This window comes from Rhizobium sp. BR 314 (assembly GCF_047445805.1).
GTDB classification, from domain to species: Bacteria; Pseudomonadota; Alphaproteobacteria; order Rhizobiales; family Rhizobiaceae; genus Rhizobium; species Rhizobium lusitanum_B.
Genome location: NZ_JARWLA010000033.1, coordinates 59,015 through 81,950, shown reverse-complemented (window position 1 = coordinate 81,950; position 22,936 = coordinate 59,015). Strand labels below are relative to the sequence as shown.

Annotated in this window: 23 protein-coding genes; 12 read left to right on the top strand and 11 right to left on the bottom strand. The window is 59.3% G+C overall.

Translation table 11 applies throughout. The annotated features are described in order from the left end of the window. A partial coding sequence (locus tag QD461_RS29010; RefSeq protein WP_414090679.1) for a caspase family protein occupies positions 1 to 287 on the bottom strand: 287 nt, incomplete at its 3' end. A gap of 298 nt (positions 288 to 585) precedes the next feature. Here QD461_RS29010 and tyrS point away from each other — a divergent pair. Continuing rightward, a complete protein-coding gene (gene tyrS, locus QD461_RS29005; RefSeq protein ID WP_414090678.1) occupies positions 586 to 1,842 on the top strand; it encodes a tyrosine--tRNA ligase in 1,257 nt (418 codons plus the stop codon). A gap of 121 nt (positions 1,843 to 1,963) precedes the next feature. Here tyrS and QD461_RS29000 read toward each other — a convergent pair whose 3' ends face one another. Further along, entirely contained in the window at positions 1,964 to 2,569 is a 606-nt protein-coding gene (locus QD461_RS29000; RefSeq protein WP_414090677.1) for a Type 1 glutamine amidotransferase-like domain-containing protein, read from the bottom strand. 308 nt (positions 2,570 to 2,877) lie between these two features. Here QD461_RS29000 and QD461_RS28995 point away from each other — a divergent pair, with 308 nt between their 5' ends. Then, positions 2,878 to 3,204 (top strand): hypothetical protein, encoded by a 327-nt coding sequence (locus QD461_RS28995; RefSeq protein ID WP_414090676.1) that lies wholly within the window; start codon positions 2,878 to 2,880, stop codon positions 3,202 to 3,204. 38 nt (positions 3,205 to 3,242) lie between these two features. On the opposite strand, the gene QD461_RS28990 is transcribed toward QD461_RS28995, so the two are convergent. Then, positions 3,243 to 6,659, bottom strand: a complete 3,417-nt coding sequence (locus QD461_RS28990; RefSeq protein ID WP_414090675.1) for an AsmA-like C-terminal domain-containing protein — start codon at positions 6,657 to 6,659, stop codon at positions 3,243 to 3,245. A 130-nt stretch (positions 6,660 to 6,789) separates the two neighbouring features. On the opposite strand from QD461_RS28990, the gene QD461_RS28985 reads away from it, so the two are divergent. The 6 genes from QD461_RS28985 to QD461_RS28960 all read left to right on the top strand — a co-directional run bounded on the left by QD461_RS28985 (position 6,790) and on the right by QD461_RS28960 (position 12,559). Then, complete coding sequence (locus tag QD461_RS28985; RefSeq protein WP_414090674.1) at positions 6,790 to 7,272, top strand: peroxiredoxin; 483 nt, start codon at positions 6,790 to 6,792, stop codon at positions 7,270 to 7,272. Between the two features lie 4 nt (positions 7,273 to 7,276). Then, positions 7,277 to 8,107 (top strand): ferritin-like domain-containing protein, encoded by an 831-nt coding sequence (locus tag QD461_RS28980; protein ID WP_414090673.1) that lies wholly within the window; start codon positions 7,277 to 7,279, stop codon positions 8,105 to 8,107. Between the two features lie 115 nt (positions 8,108 to 8,222). After that, positions 8,223 to 9,539: a peptidoglycan DD-metalloendopeptidase family protein gene (locus tag QD461_RS28975; protein ID WP_414090672.1), complete on the top strand. Its 1,317-nt coding sequence runs from the start codon at positions 8,223 to 8,225 to the stop codon at positions 9,537 to 9,539. Positions 9,540 to 9,736: 197 nt separating this feature from the next. Next, positions 9,737 to 11,254 carry a DEAD/DEAH box helicase gene (locus QD461_RS28970; protein ID WP_414090671.1) on the top strand — a complete coding sequence of 506 codons (1,518 nt, stop codon included), beginning with the start codon at positions 9,737 to 9,739 and terminating at the stop codon, positions 11,252 to 11,254. A gap of 36 nt (positions 11,255 to 11,290) precedes the next feature. After that, positions 11,291 to 11,713 carry an NUDIX domain-containing protein gene (locus QD461_RS28965; RefSeq protein WP_414090670.1) on the top strand — a complete coding sequence of 141 codons (423 nt, stop codon included), beginning with the start codon at positions 11,291 to 11,293 and terminating at the stop codon, positions 11,711 to 11,713. A 213-nt stretch (positions 11,714 to 11,926) separates the two neighbouring features. Beyond that, positions 11,927 to 12,559 carry a DapH/DapD/GlmU-related protein gene (locus QD461_RS28960; protein ID WP_414090669.1) on the top strand — a complete coding sequence of 211 codons (633 nt, stop codon included), beginning with the start codon at positions 11,927 to 11,929 and terminating at the stop codon, positions 12,557 to 12,559. A 187-nt stretch (positions 12,560 to 12,746) separates the two neighbouring features. Here the strand turns inward: QD461_RS28960 and QD461_RS28955 are convergent, their stop codons facing one another. Genes QD461_RS28955 through QD461_RS28925 form a run of 7 tightly spaced genes read right to left on the bottom strand, consistent with a single transcriptional unit; the run spans position 12,747 to position 18,443 of the window. Next, positions 12,747 to 13,067, bottom strand: coding sequence for a TfoX/Sxy family protein (locus QD461_RS28955; RefSeq protein WP_414090668.1), 321 nt, complete (start codon positions 13,065 to 13,067; stop codon positions 12,747 to 12,749). Between the two features lie 3 nt (positions 13,068 to 13,070). Beyond that, a complete protein-coding gene (locus QD461_RS28950) occupies positions 13,071 to 14,705 on the bottom strand; it encodes an NTP transferase domain-containing protein (RefSeq protein WP_414090667.1) in 1,635 nt (544 codons plus the stop codon). Continuing rightward, entirely contained in the window at positions 14,702 to 15,409 is a 708-nt protein-coding gene (locus QD461_RS28945; protein ID WP_414090666.1) for an XdhC family protein, read from the bottom strand. The genes QD461_RS28950 and QD461_RS28945 overlap by 4 nt, the downstream gene beginning before the upstream one ends. Further along, the gene (locus QD461_RS28940; RefSeq protein ID WP_414090665.1) at positions 15,409 to 15,738 is read right to left on the bottom strand and encodes an XdhC family protein; all 330 of its coding nucleotides are present in this window, start codon (positions 15,736 to 15,738) and stop codon (positions 15,409 to 15,411) included. The genes QD461_RS28945 and QD461_RS28940 overlap by 1 nt, the downstream gene beginning before the upstream one ends. Positions 15,739 to 15,745: 7 nt before the next feature. Then, the gene (locus QD461_RS28935) at positions 15,746 to 16,993 is read right to left on the bottom strand and encodes a vWA domain-containing protein (protein ID WP_414090664.1); all 1,248 of its coding nucleotides are present in this window, start codon (positions 16,991 to 16,993) and stop codon (positions 15,746 to 15,748) included. Between the two features lie 3 nt (positions 16,994 to 16,996). After that, on the bottom strand, positions 16,997 to 17,929 hold the full coding sequence (locus QD461_RS28930; RefSeq protein WP_414090663.1) for an AAA family ATPase: 933 nt from the start codon (positions 17,927 to 17,929) through the stop codon (positions 16,997 to 16,999). Between the two features lie 19 nt (positions 17,930 to 17,948). After that, complete coding sequence (locus QD461_RS28925) at positions 17,949 to 18,443, bottom strand: flavin reductase (RefSeq protein ID WP_414090683.1); 495 nt, start codon at positions 18,441 to 18,443, stop codon at positions 17,949 to 17,951. 169 nt (positions 18,444 to 18,612) lie between these two features. On the opposite strand from QD461_RS28925, the gene QD461_RS28920 reads away from it, so the two are divergent. From QD461_RS28920 to purB, 4 genes are all read left to right on the top strand, one after another. Beyond that, a complete protein-coding gene (locus QD461_RS28920) occupies positions 18,613 to 19,695 on the top strand; it encodes an ABC transporter substrate-binding protein (RefSeq protein WP_414090662.1) in 1,083 nt (360 codons plus the stop codon). A gap of 80 nt (positions 19,696 to 19,775) precedes the next feature. Next, positions 19,776 to 20,462 (top strand): ribulose-phosphate 3-epimerase, encoded by a 687-nt coding sequence (rpe, locus tag QD461_RS28915; RefSeq protein WP_184704166.1) that lies wholly within the window; start codon positions 19,776 to 19,778, stop codon positions 20,460 to 20,462. Further along, positions 20,449 to 20,970, top strand: coding sequence for a hypothetical protein (locus QD461_RS28910; protein WP_414090661.1), 522 nt, complete (start codon positions 20,449 to 20,451; stop codon positions 20,968 to 20,970). Before rpe ends, QD461_RS28910 begins: the two co-directional genes overlap by 14 nt. A 98-nt stretch (positions 20,971 to 21,068) precedes the next feature. Next, positions 21,069 to 22,370 (top strand): adenylosuccinate lyase, encoded by a 1,302-nt coding sequence (gene purB / locus QD461_RS28905; protein ID WP_414090660.1) that lies wholly within the window; start codon positions 21,069 to 21,071, stop codon positions 22,368 to 22,370. Here the strand turns inward: purB and QD461_RS28900 are convergent. Beyond that, complete coding sequence (locus QD461_RS28900; RefSeq protein ID WP_414090659.1) at positions 22,367 to 22,867, bottom strand: low affinity iron permease family protein; 501 nt, start codon at positions 22,865 to 22,867, stop codon at positions 22,367 to 22,369. The genes purB and QD461_RS28900 overlap by 4 nt on opposite strands. Positions 22,868 to 22,936: the final 69 nt, after the last annotated feature.

The window sequence follows — 22,936 nt, the reverse complement described above, 5'->3', positions numbered from 1 at the left end:
CTCATCGCGTCGCGCAACCCATTCTGATCGAGGTCGCGCGCGCCGATCACATCGAAGCCGGCGGCTTGAAGCGTCTGCGCAATGAGGCCGGCGTCATTGGCAGGCGTCGCCAAGGCGCCAGCCTTGTAAGCCGCGTTGCCGACGACAAACGCTATTCTCTTTTCAGGAGAGCCCTGCGCTTGAGCTGGACTCACGGCAACAACGCCTGCCAAAACCAACATCAGGGCGAGGAATGCAGAGATCGTCTTTTTGAACGACAATCCTATCATCGATAGCAAAGGTGACATACCGGTTTCTTTCACGAAACATGTGGCGCACACGGGATCAATAACAAAGGGTTAGGCTTCGATTCAGGCGATTGCGCGGCATATTCCGGGCAGTATCGGGGCGATGTTACGGTGCATTCACGTTGAGACGCGCCAAATTACAAATGGCGCCGACCGCCCCGCCCGGCTACCAAAACCGGGCCTTTGCATCAAACCAAAATGGTGACGCGCCGGCAAATCAATGCTAAACGCGCCCGGCAACATTCAACAATAGTGAGTTCGCCGCACGACCTTACCGCGGCGTCGAGAGACCAAGATCATGGCTGAGTTCAAATCCGATTTCCTGCGCACACTGCAGGAGCGTGGCTTCATTCATCAGATTTCCGATGAAACGGGCCTCGACGACCTTTTCGCAAAGGAAACCGTGACGGCCTATATCGGCTATGATCCGACGGCATCGAGCCTGCATGTCGGCCATCTCACCCAGATCATGATGCTGCACTGGCTGCAGGCGACCGGCCACCGGCCGATCTCCCTGATGGGCGGCGGCACCGGCATGGTCGGCGACCCCTCGTTCAAGGAAGAGGCGCGCAAGCTGATGACCATCGACATGATCGAGGACAACATCGCCTCGATCAAACGCTGCTTCTCCAATTACCTTGACTACGACAGGCCGGGCAATGCGGCCTTGATGATCAACAACGCGGAGTGGCTGCGCTCGCTGAACTATCTTGAGTTCCTGCGCGATGTCGGCCGTCACTTCTCGGTCAACCGCATGCTGTCTTTCGACAGCGTGAAGACGCGCCTCGACCGCGAGCAGTCGCTATCCTTCCTCGAATTCAACTACATGATCTTGCAGGCATACGATTTCGTCGAGCTCGCAAAGCGCTACGATTGCCGCCTGCAGATGGGCGGCTCGGATCAGTGGGGTAACATTGTCAACGGCATCGATCTCGGTCACCGCATGGGGACGAAGCAACTCTTCGCACTGACATCGCCGCTACTGACGACCTCTTCCGGCGCTAAAATGGGCAAATCTGCCTCCGGCGCCGTCTGGCTGAACGCCGATCTGTTGCCGGTCTATGATTTCTGGCAGTACTGGCGCAATACCGAGGATGCGGACGTTCCGCGCTTCCTCAAACTGTTCACGACATTGCCGATGAACGAGATCGCACGACTTTCCGCCATCGCGGGCTCAGAACTCAACGAGGTCAAGAAGATCCTTGCCACCGAAGTCACGGCAATCCTTCACGGCCGTGCAGCGGCCGAACAGGCAGCCGAAACGGCACGCAAGACCTTCGAGGAAGGCGGGCTGTCCGAAAACCTTCCATCGGTCGATGTGCCGGCATCCGAACTCGAAGCCGGAATCGGGCTTCTGTCGCTGGTCGTTCGCGCCGGCCTTGCCGCCTCGAACGGTGAAGCACGCCGCCACGTTCAGGGCGGCGCTGTGCGCATCAACGACGAGCCCGTCAGCGATGAACGCAAGGTCATCAGCACCGGTGAAATCACCGCCGATGGCGTCATCAAGCTGTCGCTTGGCAAAAAGAAGCACATCCTGATCCGCCCGGCTGCTTGATCGGCTCATATTCGGAATGCAATGAAAGCCGGCGCCACTCGCCGGCTTTTTCATATGCATATCATAGCTTTGATTTTTGAGATCCTTCTGCCGCGTCGCGAAGGTTACGCCCACAAGTCAATCAGCGAGCAAATAAGGAGGTCGCGCCATCTTCAACGATGATTGCGTCTCCATCCCGGATAGCCTGAAAAGGCAGAGAATTTTCTTCGAAAAAGCGCACTGCTTTTTCTGCGGCATCGGCCTCCCCATGATCAGACCTGTAGTGTGGAACGATGGAGAAATCGACGAGGCCCAATCCGTGCCAAAGAACCGGCGGATCATATCCCTCCGCCAGTTCGTGGGGATCGTCCATGAGATCGATTCCTTTCAATGTTCCGGTGGCAACAACGGCGCCGGCGCTGAATCCGCCGTAGACGATGCGGTCCTCCTCCAGCAATCCCGGTATCAGATCGTCGAATCCGCTTTGCCTCATGGCACGACGCAGAAGAAAAGAGTTGCCGCCGAGCACCCACACCAGATCGATTTCTCTCAGCGCTTGTTCCAAGGCACCTGGGTTTCCGAAGTGTCGTCTGAGATCAAGATATTCAGGCTCGGCCCCCAGATCCGACAGTTCCCTCAGTGGACTGTAGACCGTCTCCTCGTATCTTCGCCGCGCGCTGTCGGGAATAAAATCGAGGGCGTTGGCGACGATGCCAACGCGTCGTTCCCCTCGCATAAGATCAAACAATCGATCGGCATGGTCGCCGAGGCGATAGGAAGACAGATACATTCTCACGGAATTACACCCAGCCGAAGATTGATACCGCGGGACGATATTTCCGACGAAGAAGCGAGCATACAGTGTCCGGATTACAATTGTTCCATTGAGACCCACGATAGCTGTCGGTCAGTATAGCCTCATCGGAACGTCGACAAAGGCGAAAGCATTTCTTCATGTATTCACGGGCGATCTCCGGCGATTTTCTTGCGCCCGCTTGTCGGATCACGGATTACGCGTTCGTCCTCTGTTAGGATATACAACATCGGAGGTGGATTATGAAAGAGTTGCCTGTCATCAAGACGAGGGCCAAAGGCCGAAGCGCGACTCAAAGCATGTTGATCCCGAGCGAAGACATGGTCGCCCGCATGCTGCGAGCAGCACCTCCGGGCGAATTGTCCGAAGTGGCCGCTGTAAGAAAATCGCTTGCAGCGCAATATGGAGCCGATGCCTGCTGTCCCGTCACCGTTCAGCGACATCTGGTGCAAATCAGCCAAACCGGTACTGCACCCTTCTGGCGCATTGTCGATCCCGACCGACCATTCGCCAGACGGATGAACGGTGGACCCGACCTCATTCGGGCGCGATTGAAGGAAGAACAATGATCGTTTGTGGAGTTTCCGCTCTATAGTATCAGGCGATATCAGTACTCGAATATCGACCTGAACACCCCTGGCGCGATGATCGACAGCGGATTGATTTGCATGGTCGGCTTGTCGAAGCTGCCGGTTAACCTGAAAGTGATGCCAATCAGGCCGCGATCGCTGCCATTGCCCAAAAGGAAGCCCACGATGGGAACCTCCGCGAACAGGCGGTTCAGGCCATAAGCGGGCATGAAGGTTCCTGTCAGATCCATCTTGCCGTTGGCGTCCTTGACGGTCCCCTGGAAGGTTGCCCCGACCTGCACACCGCGCACGACGCCATTCTCGACCGCCAGTGTCCCATCGCGCAGCACCAGCCGGGCGAAGCCGCGCTCAAAGCTCTGCGCACGCGTATCGATATTCTGCTTCACGGCGGAATTCAGGCTCTTGCCGTTTTTGCCGCTTGGCGTCGAAACGATGGTCGACAGCTTTTTCTCATCGATGATGGAGAAGTTGCGGATATCCAGCGAGCCGTCCCAGTCGTCCTGCCCGATCGAGCGCAGCGACAGATTGAGCAGGCCGCCCTGCAAATGCTTGTAGAGGTCGGTAAAGCGCGCCACCGCGCCCGCGTCGCCGCTGGTAATGCGGATCACGCCATTGTTGCCCTTGCTCATCTGGGTGACGAATGCCTCGCCACTGCGGGTAACGCCGGCAAAATCGACAGCCGTCGTCTTGCCGCCGGAAATGGAATAGACCCCCTTGAGATTGCCGATCGATTCATCGTTGAAGCCGACAACCTTGTTGAGATTGACGCGAACGGTCGCGCTTGTGCTCGCGGGATCGTCGGATCCCTGCTTCCCACCTGATGATGATTTGATACGTGCGAGAATCGGGCGGATATCGGCCGAGTTTCCGGACACCGAGACATCGTAGCCGCCGCCCTTGCCGTGCTTCAGCGATAGTCCGAAATCGTCGAGTGCCGAGAGCTTCACCTCGCTGAAGTTCGCTGAGGTCAAGGTCCCCTTGCTGATCACGAGATCGCCGCCTGCGCCGAAACCATCCCCCTTGAGCACGAAGTTCTTCAGCATCATCTGATTGTCGGAACCAGACGCTTCGAACTGTGCACTCGCCGGAATACCGCTGCCCTTCGACCATCCGATCCAGGGCACCGTCAACGCGGCCTTGCCCAGATCGACCTTGACGCCCTGATGCTCATCGTCGATGCGCGTCAATTCGATCTTGACCGGTCCGTCGATCATGTCACGCAGACCAGGCAGAACATTGTTGCGTTGAGCATCGGTCAGAGTTGCCGATATCACCCGGCCGCGCTTGACGGTCGACTTGCTGTCGGTGGGCTCGACCATGTTGATCTGCGCGGGAATGCCATCGATCTGAGCCTGGGCCTGCAATTGCACCGACTGCGGATCGGCGTCGATCTCGCCATTCAGATCGGTGATCTTGCGATTGTTCATCGGCTTCAGCAGATCGACATCGATGAGCGTCAACTTGGCCTGCCAGTCGGGCGGTGGCGGTTTCTGGTCGCTGATCAGGCCGATCCGCGCGTCGATCTTCGCGACGATCTTGCCGTTGAAATCCTCCGGCTTGAATTCGGTCCTTTGCAACGCCTGAACAGGCTTGTAGGTCAGCAATTCGCCGATGGCATCGCCAGCGCCGGAAATCTCCAGATCCAGATCGGCCATCAAGGGTTTGTCGTATGTGGCGGGGATCGAAAAGTTGCTGTTGTTCAGCGTTATTGTGCGCCCTGTCGGAAAATAGGAGGTCGCACTGGCGATATCGACCGCCATCTTCGGGCCGGTCAGGTCGAAATGCGCCTTCGCATCGCGCAGCGGTGGAATGTCGCCGGGCACGTTGAGGCGCGCTCCGTCGATATCGAAGGCGATATGCAGCTCATTAGGGCCGAGTTGCAGTCGGCCGGTTTGCGACGCCTCTCTCAGCCTTCCGGCTGGAATGAAAACGGATATGATCGCGTTTGTGACCGAGCCGCCGAAAAGATTGTTCTCCACCCAGGTCCTGGGTTTCGACGCCATCCAGAAGGGCCACAGCTGCTTGACTGCAGTAGTGTCAAGCTTATCCGCGCGGCCACCGAAACTGATTTCGGGCGAGCTGTCTCCGAGCTTCAGATGCAGCGAGCCGAACAGCGCACCCAACGGCGTCGATACGCCGAGGTTATCGAACTGAAACTCCTTCGTTGCCGCCAGAAAACGTCCGGTCGCCTGACCGTCGAAGCTTACGGGCTTCTCTCCGGAAACCGAAGAGGCAGCGGTGCCGTTCTTGATCAGGAAATCGATGCCGAAGCCCTTGCCCGCATTCGCGTCGACGCGATCAAGATCGATAAGTGCGCCGGAAAACGGCACGATGGTCCGAGCGAACTGCGCCTCCGATGGCGCAATCTCAAGCGTCTGATGATCGAAATTATAGGATAGGTTGAGGCTTGCCGCGGTCAGATCCTGTGGATCGCGATCCATGTAGAGTGTGCCGGGCCGCATCTTGATCGATGTCTCAAGTTTCGGATCGACGCCGGCGTCCCCCTTGACCGCCGAAAGCGTCACATCGGCAAAGCTCATGAGGCCCTGACGCGGAGCGCCGGACACGTCGTAAACCATCGTCAGCGGCTGGAGGTCGAGATTGGCAATTTTCGCGATCAGCGAGGACGTGCGGCCGGCTTCCTTCTGCTCAGCCCTGATATCCAAGGTCGCCACAGAGCCATTGACGGCAACCTGCCCATAAAGATGCAGCTGGTTTTGCTCTGCACGCTCGAACGTGAGGTTATCTACGACGAGCGCTATGGGCGCAGCTTCCGCGCGCGCCAGCTTTACGGAGAAGCCCGAAATATGCACGGAGTTCGTACCGCCGCGCTGCACGAACCGCTGAAGAAAATCGAGATTGTCGAAGGCGGCGATCAGCGCTTTCGGCAGCGCATCCACGCGCAATGCGGTGAGATCCACAGGATCGCCCTGCGGCAATAGCGACGTATCGAGCGCTATGCCTTCCGCCGCCACGCTCGCAACCTCCACGCGCCCTTCGACGAGTGCAAACGGATCGAGCTCCATATTGACCACCGACATGGTCGATAGATGCTTGCCGCTATCCTGATCGACGACATTGACGTCCCGCGCCTCGAGCGCAAGACGCAGGTCTGATGTGAAGCGGATAGCGGTCGCGCCGACCTCTGCCTTGTAGCGCGGGCCGATTGCCTTATCGAGCGCGATCTGTGCCTTTTGCGACAGCGGCTGGTCGAAAACACCGCTTTCTATGGTGACGATCACCGCCCCGAGGATGATGGTGAGAAACGTGAAGAAAACCAGCGTGATACGGCAGACATGCCAGACATGGGAACGGTTACGGCGGGAGCGCTCGGGCACATGCACGATCAACGGGTCATCGACCTGAGCGGAGGGCAAATGGTCGAGTGACACGAGATCCTTTTTGCGGAATGTTACCTTTTCGCCTCGGATCACTCCTGTGCGTCCCTTTCGTTCTCAACAATTTTTTTGGTGACGCCGCGTCCCATGTGGACGCCATACCTGATCAGTATATATGGCTCACCCCGTGTGTCATCTAAAAAACCGGCAAAAGAAAGGTTTTCCTGTGACGGAACTTGCTCCTGTTGAACTGAAAATTGGCGACAAAGCGGCAGATTTCGATCTTCCGCGTGACGGTGGCGGACACGTGCGTCTGGCCGATTTTGCGGGGAAACCGCTGGTTATCTACTTCTATCCCAAAGACGACACGACCGCCTGCACAACCGAATCGATTTCCTTCACGGCGCTGGCAGCCGATTTTGCCAAGATCGGCGTTGCCCTTCTCGGCGTATCGCCCGACTCGGTCAAAAGCCACGACAAGTTCGTCAAGAAGCATGCCCTCTCCATTCCGCTGGCTGCGGACGAGGAAAAGGCAATGGCGATGGCTTATGGCGTTTGGCGGGAAAAGAGCATGTATGGCCGCACCTATATGGGGGTCGTCCGCTCGACCTTCCTGATCGGCGCAGACGGGCGGATCGCCAGAATATGGGATAAGGTCAAGGTCGCCGGCCATGCGGAGGATGTTTTCGCTGCCGCAAAGGAGCTTTGACGGCATGACAGGCAATCCCAATGCGATTACATCGCTGCGTGGCGGCGCGATCTCCGCCATTCGGTCTACCGACCTTGATCGCAAGACTGCGCTTGCGCAGGAATCCGCGACGCGCTGGTTTGGGCGCACCCTGTCACTGCGTTCGCCGCTTGATCCGCCGCTTGCCGATCGTCCCGGCCGGCCGGAGCGCCCGGAGCTGGTGCCGCCGAAGCATATGGAGAAGCGCTCTCTGCATACGCTGAAGGGCCGCATCGCATTGCTGCATGCGATTGCCCACATCGAGCTCAATGCGGTCGACCTCGCCCTCGACATCGTCGCGCGCTTCGCAACCGAGCCGGTTCCCAACTCCTTCTTCGATGGCTGGATGCAGGTGGCCTTCGAGGAGGCCAAACATTTCCGCATGGTTCGAGATCGTCTCCGCGAACTCGGTGCCGACTACGGCGATCTGCCGGCCCATGATGGTCTTTGGCAGGCCGCGCACGCGACACGCACCGATCTCACCGCTCGCCTCGCAGTCGTACCGCTGATCCTCGAAGCCAGAGGGCTGGACGTGACGCCCGCACTGCAAACAAAAATGCGAGAGACCGGCGACATGGAAAGTGCGGCCGTGCTCGATGTCATCTACAACGACGAAAAGGGCCATGTCGCCGTCGGCGCCAAGTGGTTCCGATTTCTCTGCGCGCGCGAGAAGCGCGATCCTGCCCGCACATTCCAGGAATTGGTTCGCGCAAACTTCCGCGGTTCGCTGAAGGCGCCGTTCAATGACATAGCGCGCGCCGAAGCCGGGCTGACGCCCTCGTTCTATCGCTCGCTGACCTCCACAAGCAACGCATGATATACTGATAAAACTCACTTTTTCCGGCAATCAATACTGAAACAGAAAGCATTCGTTAACCATAATACCGTGTACTTCCATTGGGTGCCAAAAGGCATCGATTGGGAGAGTCTCGGTGACAGCAAGGCCTCAAAACCGGGTTTTCGGCAAACAAAAGCACCATCACACCATCATCCTCGCCAGCGGCGATATGGTACGCCATATGACCGTGCGCCCGTGGATGGCGGCTTTGGCCGTCTGTATGGTCGGTATCCTTTCGATTGGCTACCTCCTGGCGACCTCCTACCTCGTCCTGCGCGATGATCTGATCGGTGCGACGATGGCGCGCCAGGCCCGCATGCAATACGACTACGAAGACCGCATCGCCGCGCTGCGCGCGCAGGTCGATCGCGTCACCTCCCGCCAGCTTCTCGATCAGCAGGTGGTGGAAGAAAAGGTCGACAAACTCATCGAGCAGCAGCAGCAACTCTCTTCACGCGGCGGCAAGCTCAATGCCTTGCTCGACCGGGCCGAAAGCTCCGGGTTGACGGACAAGGGGTCCCGGACCGATGCCAATGCGCCAGCGGCGAAGAATGAGCATGCGCAGCTGACGGCACCGAAGGCAATCGAGAAGCTTCTGTCGTCGGGCAAGCCTGCGGACGCAACGCCTGACAACTCGACCCTCGCCTATGTTCCTGCTCCGGAAACCGTCGCGGATCGAGCCGATCGGGTCTTTTCCAAGGTGACGCTTTCGCTGAAGCATATCGAACAGGACCAATTGACCCGCATCCGCAACCTCACCGCTGATGCCTCCGGTACGGCAAACGAAATTCAGTCAATCATGCACAATGTCGGCATCAAGCTTCCGAATGAGGTGGCAAGTACCGCCGGCAAGGACGAAGACGGCGGCGTCGGCGGTCCTTATGCCGCGCCGGAGAATGTCGATCAGTTCGAGCAATCCATGGCCGACCTCGATACCGCGCTGACGCATTTGGAGACCGTACGCGGCGCAGCAGAAAGCCTGCCGTTCCGCAACCCCGCACCCGGTAAGCTCGTCACCAGTCCTTTCGGTAATCGCAAGGACCCGTTCTTTGGCACGCTGGCTCTCCATACAGGCACCGATTTTCACTTCAGCCCCGGTGAAAAGATCAAGGCGACGGCTCCCGGCAAGGTCGTGGCGGCCGGCTGGACGGGCGGCTACGGCAACATGGTCGAGATTGATCATGGCGACGGAATATCCACCCGCTACGGCCATATGGAACAGGTGCTCGTCAAGATTGGCGACAAGGTCGACCGCAGCGGCATAGTCGGTCTCGCCGGCAGCACCGGCCGTTCGACGGGAACGCATCTGCACTATGAGGTCAGGGAAAACGGCCGCCCCGTGGATCCGATGTATTTCATCAATGCCGGTGCGAAGCTTGCAAGTTACATCAGTGGAATGGGCGCAATTTAGCCGCCAAAATTGTGACATAGGCGCAACAAAGATGACACTAATCTGAAAATTGCGCCAGGAATTAACTTCAGGCCGGTAGAAGCGCCCGCTTTCCTTGACTTCGCAGGTATTTGGTTCTATGTCGCGCTGCATTCCGGCACGTTGTTGCGTGTCGATTCATGGTGTTCGACCGAACCAAGACGGAACTAGTTTTCCCTTTGACAACATTTGCTGACCTTGGCCTGAGCCAAAAAGTCCTTTCCGCGGTGACTGACGCGGGTTATTCCACACCGACTCCGATCCAGGCCGGTGCCATCCCCTTTGCGCTCCAGCGCCGCGACATTTGCGGCATCGCCCAGACGGGAACCGGCAAGACGGCCTCTTTCGTGCTGCCGATGCTGACGCTGCTGGAAAAGGGCCGCGCCCGCGCCCGCATGCCTCGCACGCTGATCTTGGAGCCGACACGCGAGCTGGCAGCCCAGGTTGCTGAAAATTTCGAAAAGTACGGCAAGAACCATCGCCTGAACATCGCCCTTCTGATCGGCGGCGTTTCCTTCGAAGAGCAGGACCGCAAGCTCGAGCGTGGCGCCGATGTGCTGATCTGCACGCCTGGCCGCCTGCTGGATCATTTCGAGCGTGGCAAGCTCTTGATGAGCGGCGTCGAAATCTTCGTCATCGACGAAGCGGACCGTATGCTCGACATGGGCTTCATCCCGGATATCGAGCGTATCGCCAAGCTCATCCCCTTCACGCGCCAGACGCTGTTCTTCTCGGCAACGATGCCGACCGAAATCCAGAAATTGGCCGACCGGTTCCTGCAGAACCCGGAACGCGTCGAAGTCGCCAAGCCTGCCTCGACGGCCAAGACCGTGACGCAACGCTTCGTCGCTTCGCACGGCAAGGATTACGAGAAGCGCGCGACTTTGCGCGATCTCATTCGCGAGCAGACCGATCTGAAGAACGCGATCATCTTCTGCAATCGCAAGAAGGACGTGTCCGACCTCTTCCGTTCGTTGGATCGCCACGGCTTCTCCGCCGGCGCGCTGCACGGCGACATGGATCAGCGCTCGCGCATGGCCATGCTGCAGAACTTCAAGGACGGCAATCTGCAGCTGCTCGTCGCCTCTGACGTTGCAGCACGCGGCCTCGACATCCCCGATGTCAGCCACGTCTTCAATTTCGATGTTCCGATTCACTCGGAAGACTATGTCCACCGCATCGGCCGCACCGGACGTGCCGGCCGTTCGGGCGCTGCCTTCACCATCGTGACGAAGCGCGACACCAAGCATGTCGACGCGATAGAAAAGCTCATTGGCGAAGATGTTCAGTGGCTTAACGGCGACCTCTCGTCGCTGCCGCCGGCCGACGAGAGCGCGGACGACAATCGTTCTTCCCGTCGCCGCGACCAGAAGAACAAGGGCCGCGATCGAGATCGCAGCCGCGGAGGCCGGAGTGCCTCGAGTCATAAATCTGATATCGACGTCGAGGATAATGGCGTCGTGGCGATCGAAGCAGCACCAGCAAAGGCCGAGAGCGTGAGAAACGAGCGCAAGTCTGAGAACAATAACAAGTCCAACAACGGTTCTCGCAACAACAACCGGCCCTTCCCCGCTGCCAACGACGATCATCGCGAACGCCGCAACCGCTACCGCGACCACGATGACGGCCCGACGCCAGTCGGTTTCGGCGACGATATTCCGGCTTTCATGCTGATCGTTGCCAACGCCAAGGCCTGATCGCTCCCATCCAGCAGCACATCTCGGGATGTACGCATGGGCAAGCCCGGCATCGATTTCCCAGGTTTAGGAACCGGTCTCGCAATATTGCGGGACGGGAAGTTATTGCTGTATCGGCGCCTCAAGGCGCCAGAGGCCGGTTTCTGGAGCATCGTCGGCGGTAAAGTCGACCATATGGAGCCAGCCGCAAGAGCCGCTATCCGCGAGGCGGAAGAAGAAAGCGGCCTCTCGATCGGCAGGATCGACTATCTCTGCACCGAAGAAGTGATCGTAGAGGCGGATCGCCAGCACTGGATCTCCCTGATCTATGTATGCAAGGACTTCTCCGGCGAGCCTCGGCTAATGGAGCCGGACAAGCTCTCCGATTTCGGCTGGTTCGGCCGCAAAGACCTGCCCTTGCAGCTTTCCGAATTCGCCAAGGCAACTATCTCGCACCTGAGCGAAGAAGACTTTCGCTAAGGCGCGAATCACCCGATCCCAGCACTCGCTGCCAGCCCTCTAACTCTATGATTTTCATAGGCGATTATCGCGACGCCACCCTTGTGCCTGCGCAGCAAGATCCCTCGATTGCTATTTCCTGCACCAGCGAGCCGCGCAGCTGAACTTGCGTTTCCCGGCGTCACATATGCTTCACCGTTCCCGGATAGGCAGTGCGAAACTTGGAGATTGTCAATGGACCAGACCGCACAACCAAATCGCCCCAAAATCGCCGAGACCTTCATCCACCCATCGGCCAGCATCAAAGATTCGAGCATAGGCAAATGCTGCGAGATCCTGGCGGATGCATCGCTACATGCGGTTGAACTCGGTGATTATTCCTATCTGGGGCAACGCTGCATGGTCGGGGATGCGACGATAGGAAAGTTCTGCGCCATCGCGGCGGAAGTGCGGATCGGCGCGCCCAATCACCCGATGGATCGCCCGTCGATGCACCGCTTCACTTACTGCCCGGAATATTACTCCGCCGAAGCCGTGCGTGACCATGCCTTTTTCGATGAGCGCAAGCAGGATCGCGCCATCATCGGCAACGACGTGTGGATCGGTCACGGGGTCATTGTTCTTCCGGGCGTAACCGTCGGAGATGGTGCCGTTCTTGCTGCCGGAGCGGTCGTCACCAAGAACGTCGAGCCATATACCATCGTCGGCGGTGTTCCGGCGAAGTTCATTCGCGAGCGGTTCTCGCGAGCCATTGCGGAGAGGTTGACCTCCATCGCCTGGTGGAACTGGCCATTCGAAACCATCATGGCGCGGCTCGCAGACTTTCAGTCAAGCGACATCGAAGCCTTTTGCGAACGTTGGGCATAAAACAACGCCGGTAAAAATGCGCGGCGGATTTGCTTCCTAGATTGCATCGTAGCAGAGAGGTAAAGCATTTCCGCGACGCCATTGGAGGCAGAAATGCTCCAGTACATTTGCTCAACCGCTTCTTTGAAAGAGCTGCCGCTGGATCAGCCGGCGTCACGGTCCCTCATCCCAACGCAGCGGTGCCCATCTATTTATCCGCGCGCAATGCCGCCTCATAAGCGAGCCTCACCCAACGCGACATCTCATCCGGATCGTCGAAGGCGTCCTCGGGGATAGACCAATAGGGCATATTGACGGCCTTACCCTTCTTGCTCTCAAAGGCCCAGCGTCGCGCGCCGGCAGCCTCGAATTCGGAAGCACTGGCGTCGTCGGCCTTCAGTAGAATTTCATCGTCTACTTCCAGCGCCAATATCCGGCCCATATGATAGATGCCCTTGCCGCCGAACATCCGCTTGATGGTCACAGGCCCGAGCGACTGAAACATTTCCTCAATATCTGTATTGTCCATTCCCTATCCCTTCAGGACTCCCCCGGCCGCGACGACAGCCTCGGGCGTATCGACATCGAGATGTGCCGCATCGCCGATGTCGACGTCGATCACCGATAGCCCCGATGTTTCGATAATATGCCGGGCGCCGACATCACCCTCGAGCCGCATGACGGCATTCAACACAGATCTGGGCAGAATGACGGGATTGCCGCGCTTGCCGCTCGATACCGCCCGTACGATCGCCTGGCCGTTCGTCCTGCGAAATGCCGTGATCAGTGTCCTCAGATCGTCGCTGGTGATGCCCGGCATGTCCGCTAGCATGACTAGCACACCGTCTGCCTGCTGAGCAGCTCGCGTGCCGACACCTGCAACCAGGGAACTAGCCATGCCGGATGCGTAATCCGGATTATACACCCGCGTGATATCGAGGCCTTCGAGTGCCTGCTCGATGTCGTCCCGACGATGTCCCGTCACGGTGACCACGGCGGACGCTCCACCGGCCATCGCTGTCGACGCCGATCGGCGAACCAGCGAAATGCCATCGAACTCGGCCAGAAGCTTGTGGGCACCGCCCTCGCCCATGCGGCTGGCCCTGCCGGCAGCCAACAGGACAATAGCAACCTCGATCGCTGCCACTGGCTTTGCGGCGATATCGCGTGGCCGCGGTCGCGACTGAATTTCCATGAGCAGCCCTCCCACGCCCAAGCCGCTTATATCTCGCGAGGTCGGTTGTTCGCCGGCTAATATGCGATCAAGAACCCAGTCAAAGCCGTTTTCCTTTGGGCTGCGAGCGCATCCGGGTGCCCCGACGATGTGCACGTTGCCTACTTTTCCGAGCACCAGCAGATTGCCCGGATCGACGGGCATTCCGACCTGCACAACCTCGCCCCCCGCAAGCCGGATAGCAGCCGGGATGACGTCGTCGGCATCAATGACGGCAGACGCGCCGAAAACAATCACCAGCTTCGGCAAGCGATCCGGCGCTTTGAGTGCACGAGTGATCGCGTCTGCAACCACACCGGCTCGATGAGCGACGCGTTCTTCCCGCTGGAGGATGCTACCTGCAACTTGCAGCCGCTGTAAGAGGATGCGAGCCGTCTTGTCCATGACTGTTGTCTTCAAGGACGGCAGCTCCGTCGCGACGAGCGACACCGCATGTGGCTGGAACGGCTTGACCTCGAAGACGGTGGTGCGTCGTAGGATCTCGACGCCTGCCGCCACCTTGCTTCCCGAGACAGCCAGCGGAATGATCTTGAAGGTGGCAACCATGTCGCCCGAACGGACCGGCACATGATCGGCCAGACAGGCAAGGGTGATTGCGGGATCCACGCTGTTCAGCCCGTCGACGGCCGCTCGGTCTGCAACGAAAAGCCCGTCGACAGTGCTGTGAACGTTGACGCGCCCCGTTGCCGCCTCCGAGAAAGTCAGGTGATCTGGAGCAATTGCTCGCGCCAGTTGTTCGGCGGCCTCGTCCTCCATGAGATCGCCCGGCTCGATACGAGCGGCGATGACGCGGTCGATGCCGTCAGTCGCCAGACGTTCGATATCTCCTCGATCAAGCTTGTGCCCCTTGGCGAAGCTACCGTCGGACAGCCGGACGGAATGCGCGAGAACGGCACCTTCGGCTTCCACCGTCGGAAACTCTCCAAAGATCATGATCTGCCACCTTTCGGCAACGACACATCGCGCCCACGCAGCGAAGCGATGATCTCAGCCAGGATGGCGACGGCAATCTCCGCCGGACTGGCGGCTCCAATGGCAAGACCGATAGGCGCACGAATGCGGGCCAAATCCGCTTCCGTCAATCCCTCACGCCTCAAGCGCTCCACGCGCCCGGCATGCGTCTTGCGGCTGCCAAGGGCGCCGACATAAAAACAGCCGGCCCTCAGCGCCTGCGCGATCGGCTCATCATCAATCTTCGGATCGTGGGTGACGGCGACCAGCGCCATGTAACCGTCGAGCGGACGCTCCTTCAGCGCATCCACGGGCCAGTCGGCGACAAGATCAATGCCTTCGAAGCGTTCCGGCGTCGCAAAGGCGGTGCGCGGATCGATGATCGTGATGTCGAAGCCTGCAAGTGCTGCCATGCGAGCCAGGACCTGGCTGATATGGACAGCGCCGATAACGACGATGCGCGGCGGCGGCAGGTGCACATTCAAGAACAGGCTCTGTCCTTCAATCTCTACCGCCGACGACTTGCCTGAGCGGAATGCCGAAGCCGCTGCCTCCGTGAGAGCACCGTCGAGCACGTCGCCCTCGACAACAAGCCTATCCGGGCCGCCATCGAGATCCGTCACAAGGATCGCGGCCTGCCGTTTGCGGCGCATTTCATTCAGCCGCGCCAGTATCTGACGATCCATCAGCCCAGCCTTTCCACATAGACGCGGATGCGGCCGCCACAGGAAAGGCCGACACGCCAGGCCGTCTCATCGGCAACACCGAATTCCAGCATGCGGGACTTGCCGGTCTCGATGACGTCAAGCGCCTCCGTAATCACGGCGCCTTCAACGCAGCCGCCCGAAACCGAACCGTGAAAATTGCCCTCGCCGTCGATCACCAGATGGCTGCCCGAGGGGCGCGGCGCCGAGCCCCAGGTATCGACGACCGTCGCCATGGCCACGCTGCGCCCTGCCGACACCCATTCCTCCGCAATGACAAGCGGATCCAGACTTTCGGATATATCTGACATCGGAGCCTCATGACTTGCCGAGAAACCGGCGCGGATCGTAAGCGCCCGCGCGGCCGGCGGTGAGAGCCGATACGAGATCGGCCAGAGATAATAGATTGTGAACGGGACGGAATTCGTCAACATGCGGCAGCATTGCTTTTACGCCGCGAGCCCGCGCCTCGAAGCCTTCGAAGCGCAGCAGCGGATTGAGCCAGATCAGCCGCCGGCAAGAGCGATGAAGGCGATCCATCTCCTCGGCAAGCAGTTCCACTCCCTCGCGCTCCAGCCCATCGGTGATCAAAAGCACGATCGCGCCCTGCCCCAACACGCGGCGCGCCCATAGCCGGTTGAATTCCTTCAGCGTCTCGCCGATCCGCGTTCCTCCCGACCAGTCGCGCACCGCCGCGGCGCATTCGTCAAGCGCCTGGTCCGGATCCTTGTGGCGCATGGCTCTCGTGACATTGGTCAGCCTTGTGCCGAACAGAAACGTATGCACGCGCCGGCGCCGTTCGGTCAAAACGTGCAGAAAATGCAGAAAAATGCGCGTGTATTGGCTCATCGAACCCGAGATATCGGCAAGCACCACGAGCGGCGGCTGCATCTCCCTGGGCTGCCGAAAGCGCGGCAGGATCAGAGCACCGCCGGTACGCAAGGCGGACCGCATCGTCGCACGAGGATCGACCTTGACTGAAGCATGCGACGGCGCGAAGCGGCGCGTCCGCACCCGGTCCAACGGCAATTGCAGCTTGGCGAGCTCCTTCTTGGCCACGGCGATCTCTGTTGCCGACATCTGGGCAAAATCCAACCGGCGCAGAACTTCGCTTCCTGATGTGGTGAAGCGGGCATCGATTTCGATGTCGGGCGTCTCACGCTGCGGTCGACGGTCGTCACGATCACCGAGCAAGGCATCTCCGGCTCTGGTTTCGCCAGGCTTCGGTTTTTCCTTCTCGCGACTGTCAGGTGCGACCGGCGACATCATGGCGATCATCTTCGCAACAAGATCGCGAGAGCGCCAGAACAACCGGAATGCCTCATCGAAAACGGCGAGATCCTCATGGCGCTTCACGAAGACCGAACAAAGAGCGGCGTGGAATTCCTCGCGAGAGCCGATGCCGATCGCCTTGACTGCCTCAATGGCATCGGCAATCGCACCAGGCCCGATCTTCAGCCCGGCCTTGCGAAGGGCGCGGCCGAACAGCACGATATTGTCGGCCAAGCGACCATCACCGGGCGGTGACGGCGCAAGAATGATGCCATCTTGCGCACCCGGTTCCATGGCTCATCCCGCCGCAAGCAGTTCGGATTTCACGTCGTCGAGCACACGTTTGCCCTCGCCGCCTTGAATGCGGGCTATATCGTCCTGGTATTTCAGGAGCGTCCCCAGCGTGTCTGAGATCGTCTCTGGGTCGAGCGCGAGCCGGTCGAGCTCGGTCAAAGCCGTCGCCCAGTCGATCGTCTCGGCAACGCCGGGATTCTTGTAAAGATCGAGTGTGCGGAGCTTCTGCACATAGGCGACGATCTGGCGAGACAAGACTTCGTTGCAGCCCGGTACCTTGCGGCGGATGATCTCCAGCTCCTGCTCGGCTTGCGGATAGTCGACCCAATGATAGAGGCAGCGTCGCTTGAGAGCGTCGTGCACCTCGCGCGTCCGGTTCGTGGTGATGATGACGATGGGCGGCTCAGCCGCACGGATCGTCCCAAGCTCCGGCACCGTGACCTGGAAATCGGACAGCACTTCCAACAGGAATGCCTCAAAGGCCTCGTCCGTGCGGTCAAGTTCATCGATCAGAAACACCGGTGCGCGTCCGCCAAGACCGGAAAGCGCCTGCAGCACCGGTCGGCGGATCAGATAGCGTTCGGAGAAGATATCGGCTTCGATGCGATCGCGATCGGTTAGACCGGATGCTTCGGCAAGCCGGATTTCCAGCATCTGTGCCGGATAGTTCCATTCATAGACGGCCGATGAAACATCGAGCCCTTCATAGCATTGCAGCCGGATGAGCGGTCGGTCGAGCGCCTTGGACAGGACCTTGGCGATCTCGGTCTTGCCGACACCTGCCTCCCCCTCCAGAAAGAGCGGTCGCTTCATTTTCAATGCCAGGAAAAGGACCGTGCCAAGCGCGCGCCCAGCCAGATAGTCGTGCTCCGCGAGCAGAGCCATCGTCTCCTCGATCGATCCCGGCAACGCATTAGATGATTTGTGATCCGCCATGATAGCTCCCCTGCAGGGGTTATAGCGCGTGATAGCCCCGGTTCATATAGAGCAATGCCGGCTTCGGCTCGCTATAGCGGACGGCCATGACTTCACCGAAGATGATGTTGTGCGTCGATGCCTGCTTGATCTCGATGACGCGGCAATCGAAAGCAGCAAGTGCATCCGATAGCACCGGCGCCCCGGTCACCAGTGTCTCGAATTTACCGGAAGCGAAACGCTCATCCGTCGTCAGTTGCGTCTTGCCGGAAAAGGCATCCGCGAGCGATTGGTGGTCAGCACCAAGCGTATTCAAGGCGAAAATACCGCTATTGAAGAAGATATCGTTCTTCTCATTGCTGTTGTTGAGGCAGATCAGAACGGTGGCCGGGCTGTCCGACACCGAGCATGCAGCCGTGATCGTGACACCGCGCCGCTCTTTGCCGAGCGCCGTCGTCACCAATTGCACATGCCCCGCATAGCGGCTCATGGCATCGCGATAAAGCGCCGGATCCATACGCTGCCTATCTAGCACCATCATCTCCATTTCTCTGTGACACCCCGTCTTTCTTTCAATATGGCGGTCAGATGTTAGCTTTTCTACAATGACTCCATTGAAAGCTGAGGGATTTTGCTGCTTTTTCTTTGACGAGCCTCTTCATACGGATAAATAGAGCAGAAAAATTGCCCGGGATAATCGATCGATGAACGTTCTGCGTCGCCTTCCGCTTCTGTTCGCGCTGCTTTCTGCGGCCGGCAGCAGCTACGCGGCAGGAATTCACATCGGTGTCGTCGCGCCACAGGACGGTAATTTCGCCACGCTCGGAGCCGAGATCACTGCAGGCGCCAATTTCCAGATCCAGGCGCAGAAGGACACGGCGACTGTCGTCAACGAGCCCTGCACCGAAGATGGCGGTCGCGTCGCCGCCGAGGCGCTGATCGCCGCGAAAGCGCAGGTGGCGATTGGCTTCCTGTGCACGGAAACGCTCGAAGGCGCATTGCCCCGCCTCAAGGATGCCGGCATTCCCGCCATCACTGTTTCGGTGCGCTCCCGTATCCTGATGGAAGACGCTTTGAAGAACGGCTGGCCTTTGTTCCGTCTTACCTCGGTGGACAGCGCCGAATCTGCCATTGCCATCAGCACCATCCTGAAGAACTGGGCGGCCGAGCCGATGGCCCTGATCGATGACGGCACGATTCACGGACGCGAACTGGTCGGCGCGATCCGCAGTGCGCTTGAGGAAAAGGGGCTGAAGCCCGTCTTCACCGACACCTACCGACCGGGCCAGGAACAGCAGATCGCCCTCGTCCGCCGCCTGAAGAAGGCCGGCGCCACACGCGTCTTCGTCGGCGGCGACCGCAGCGATGTCGCCGTGATTGCGCGCGACGCCAAGAGCGAAAACATTCCGCTGACCCTCATGGGAGGTGACGCGATGCGCGCCGCCGATCAACCGGTGCCTCTGCTCGAAGGCGTACAGGCAATCGCGCTGCCTGATTTTGCCAGCCTGCCCGCAGCGCAATCGACGGCACAGGCCATGCGTGCTGCCGGCATAGAACCGGACGGCTATACACTGCCCGCCGCCGCGGCCGCACAGATCGCCAGTCAGGCCGCCGAAAGCGCCAAGACGGAAAACAAGCCCGTCGCGGACAAGCTTGTCAGTACGGCTTTCCAGACGGCGATGGGTCCGATCACATTCGGTCAGAACCACGAACTCACCGAGAATTTCTATCAGCGGCTGGAATGGCGCGGCAACACTTTCGTGCCGGTAACGACGCCATCAAATTGAGACGCCCTCCGCGAACGGTTGTTTGCCCGCACTGTCGGTGCTAATTCAAGCCGAAAATTCAGTTGGAGCTCAGCTACACCATGACCTTGCCGATCCGCATTGCCCCTTCCATTCTTGCAGCCGATTTCGCCAGACTAGGGCAGGAAGTGAAGGATGTGACCGAAGCCGGAGCCGACTGGATCCATCTGGATGTCATGGATGGGCATTTCGTGCCGAACATCTCCTTCGGCCCCGATGTCATCAAGGCGCTGCGCCCCTATACGACCGCTACCTTCGACTGCCATCTGATGATCTCGCCGGCCGATCCCTATCTCGAAGCCTTCGCTAAGGCCGGCTGCGACCGCATTACGGTCCATGCGGAAGCAGGCGTGCATTTGCATCGCTCACTGCAGACGATCCGTCATCTCGGCAAGAAGGTCGGCGTCACCCTTAATCCGGCCACGCCGCTATCGATCTTGGAAAACGTGCTCGACGATATCGACCTGATCCTGATCATGTCGGTCAACCCGGGCTTCGGCGGCCAGAAATTTATCCCGGCCATGGCCGACAAGATCCGCAACGCCAAGTCCCTGATCGGTGACAGACCAATCGAACTGGAAGTCGACGGCGGCGTTTCCACCGACACGGCCGAGCTCATCATCGCGGCAGGCGCCAACGTTCTGGTTGCCGGTTCAGCAATCTTCAAGGGCGAATCGGTCGATGCCTACAAACAGACGATCGGCGACCTCAGAGCTGCGGCGGAAAGAGGTCGCGTTGGATCCAAGTAATCCAGCCAGAATTATCGAGGCGGCGGACCGGACCCGGACTGCCGTTTCCTATTGCCTTGGATATCTGCGCGACGCAGCCTGCTGGGGGCTGGCAATGACCGCCTCGGCTCTTGCCGCGCTTTATCTACGCAACGGCCTGCTCACGAGCCACTTGACCGCGCTGACCCTCATCTACTTCTTTGGCGGTCTCCTCACCTGGCCGATCGTCGTGCCGATCGCCAAACGCTACGCAAGCCATCGTCCGCCAACCGCGCGCTTCGCAGCCTTCTTCCTGGCGCTATCCATCGGCACCCTAGCCATGACGGCATTCCTCTTTGCCATGGACTATCGCTGGTTCTACGCACGCTGGCATGCACCGTTCGGCTCGCTCATCTGGATATTCCAATTCCTGTTCACCAGCGCCAGCGCCGTTTATCAGTTCGCCGTTCTCGGCTCTACGCTGTTTTTGCCCCTCGGTTTGCTTTGCCTGATCGCTGCATCGGCCTATCTTGTGCGACATAGGCGTTGAGGATCAAAGATTGATCCGCCAAACATTGTGAATGCCGCCCGTCTTTGTTATGGGGGCGCAAGTTCTCCTTTCCCGTTAGCCAAGAAAGCTCTGAGCCAATGATCCCGCGCTACTCCCGACCGGAAATGGTCGCCATCTGGTCGCCCGAAACCAAGTTTCGCATCTGGTTCGAGATCGAGGCCCATGCCTGCGATGCACTGGCCGCCCTCGGTGTCATCCCGAAGTCCGCAGCCGACACCATCTGGGAAAAGGGTGGCAAGGCGACCTTCGACGTCGCCCGTATCGATGAGATCGAAGCCGTTACCAAGCATGATGTCATCGCCTTCCTGACGCATCTGGCCGAAATCGTTGGCCCGGACGCCCGCTTCGTGCATCAGGGCATGACCTCCTCCGACGTGCTCGACACCTGCTTCAACGTTCAGCTCGTACGCGCTAGCGACCTGCTGCTTGCCGATATCGACAAGCTACTTGAAGCCCTGAAGCGCCGCGCCTTCGAACACAAGGACACCGTCACCATCGGCCGCTCGCACGGCATTCACGCCGAGCCAACCACCTTCGGCGTCAAGCTGGCGCTTGCCTATGCCGAATTCGAGCGCTGCAAGCAGCGCCTGATCGCAGCACGCGAAGAAGTCGCCACCTGCGCTATCTCGGGTGCCGTCGGCACTTTCGCCAATATCGACCCGCGCGTTGAAGAACATGTCGCTGCTGCCCTTGGCCTGAAGCCGGAGCCGGTCTCCACACAGGTCATCCCGCGCGATCGCCATGCCATGTTCTTCGCCACCCTCGGCGTCGTCGCTTCCTCGATCGAGCGCCTTTCCACCGAAATCCGCCACCTGCAGCGCACCGAAGTCCTGGAGGCCGAGGAATATTTCTCGCCGGGCCAGAAAGGCTCGTCGGCCATGCCGCACAAGCGTAACCCGGTGCTGACGGAAAACCTCACCGGTCTCGCCCGCATGGTCCGTTCCTACGCGATGCCGGCTATGGAAAACGTCGCACTCTGGCACGAACGCGATATCTCGCACTCCTCGGTCGAACGCATGATCGGCCCGGATGCGACGGTTACGCTGGACTTCGCGCTGGCCCGCATAACGAGCGTCATCGACAAGCTTCTCGTCTACCCGGACAATATGATGAAGAATATGAACAAGTTCCGCGGACTTGTTCATTCGCAGCGCGTCCTGCTGGCACTCACCCAGGCCGGCGTCTCCCGCGAGGATTCCTACCGCCTTGTGCAGCGCAACGCGATGAAGGTCTGGGAACAGGGCAAGGACTTCCTCGAGGAGCTTCTGGCCGACCAGGAAGTGCGTGCCGCGTTGTCCGAAGAGGATATCCGCGAAAAGTTCGACCTCGGCTATCACACCAAGCATGTCGACACGATCTTCAAGCGGGTCTTCGGCTAAGTCTTGGTATGATTGGTCTGATTTGACGGTGAGGCGGTGCGGTTGACGCGCCGCCTTTTCCTTTTGTTCGCGGGCTTGGCAACGATCACGGCATCGAGCTCGACGCTTTCGCCGGCCTTGCCTTTGTGTCGTTCCTGGTGCCGCTTTGCTGCCTTCTCGACGAGCCTATCGAGGTGCTTCAGATCCTCTTCATCGAGATTTTCGATCCCAACGAAGCGATTCTCTGCCCCGCTGGTCAGGATCAACTCGTTGAGTTTCGCCTGAATGGCCCGCGTGTCGCGCGTCTGCGCGCTCTGCAGCAGAAAAACCATCAGAAAGGTGACGATCGTCGTGCTGGTATTGATGACCAGCTGCCAGGTGTCCGAATAATCGAAGATCGGCCCTGTCGTGCCCCACACAATGACGCAGAGCAGCGCCAGCACGAAGATGGCCGGCTTGCCGGTCCAATCCGAGACCGTCATCGCGAAACGGGTGAAAATATGCGTGAGCGAAGGCATGATCCGCATCTCCATGATGATGCGGATCAACGTAGAAATCCCGTTGCGGTTCCAACGATGGCTGAAAAC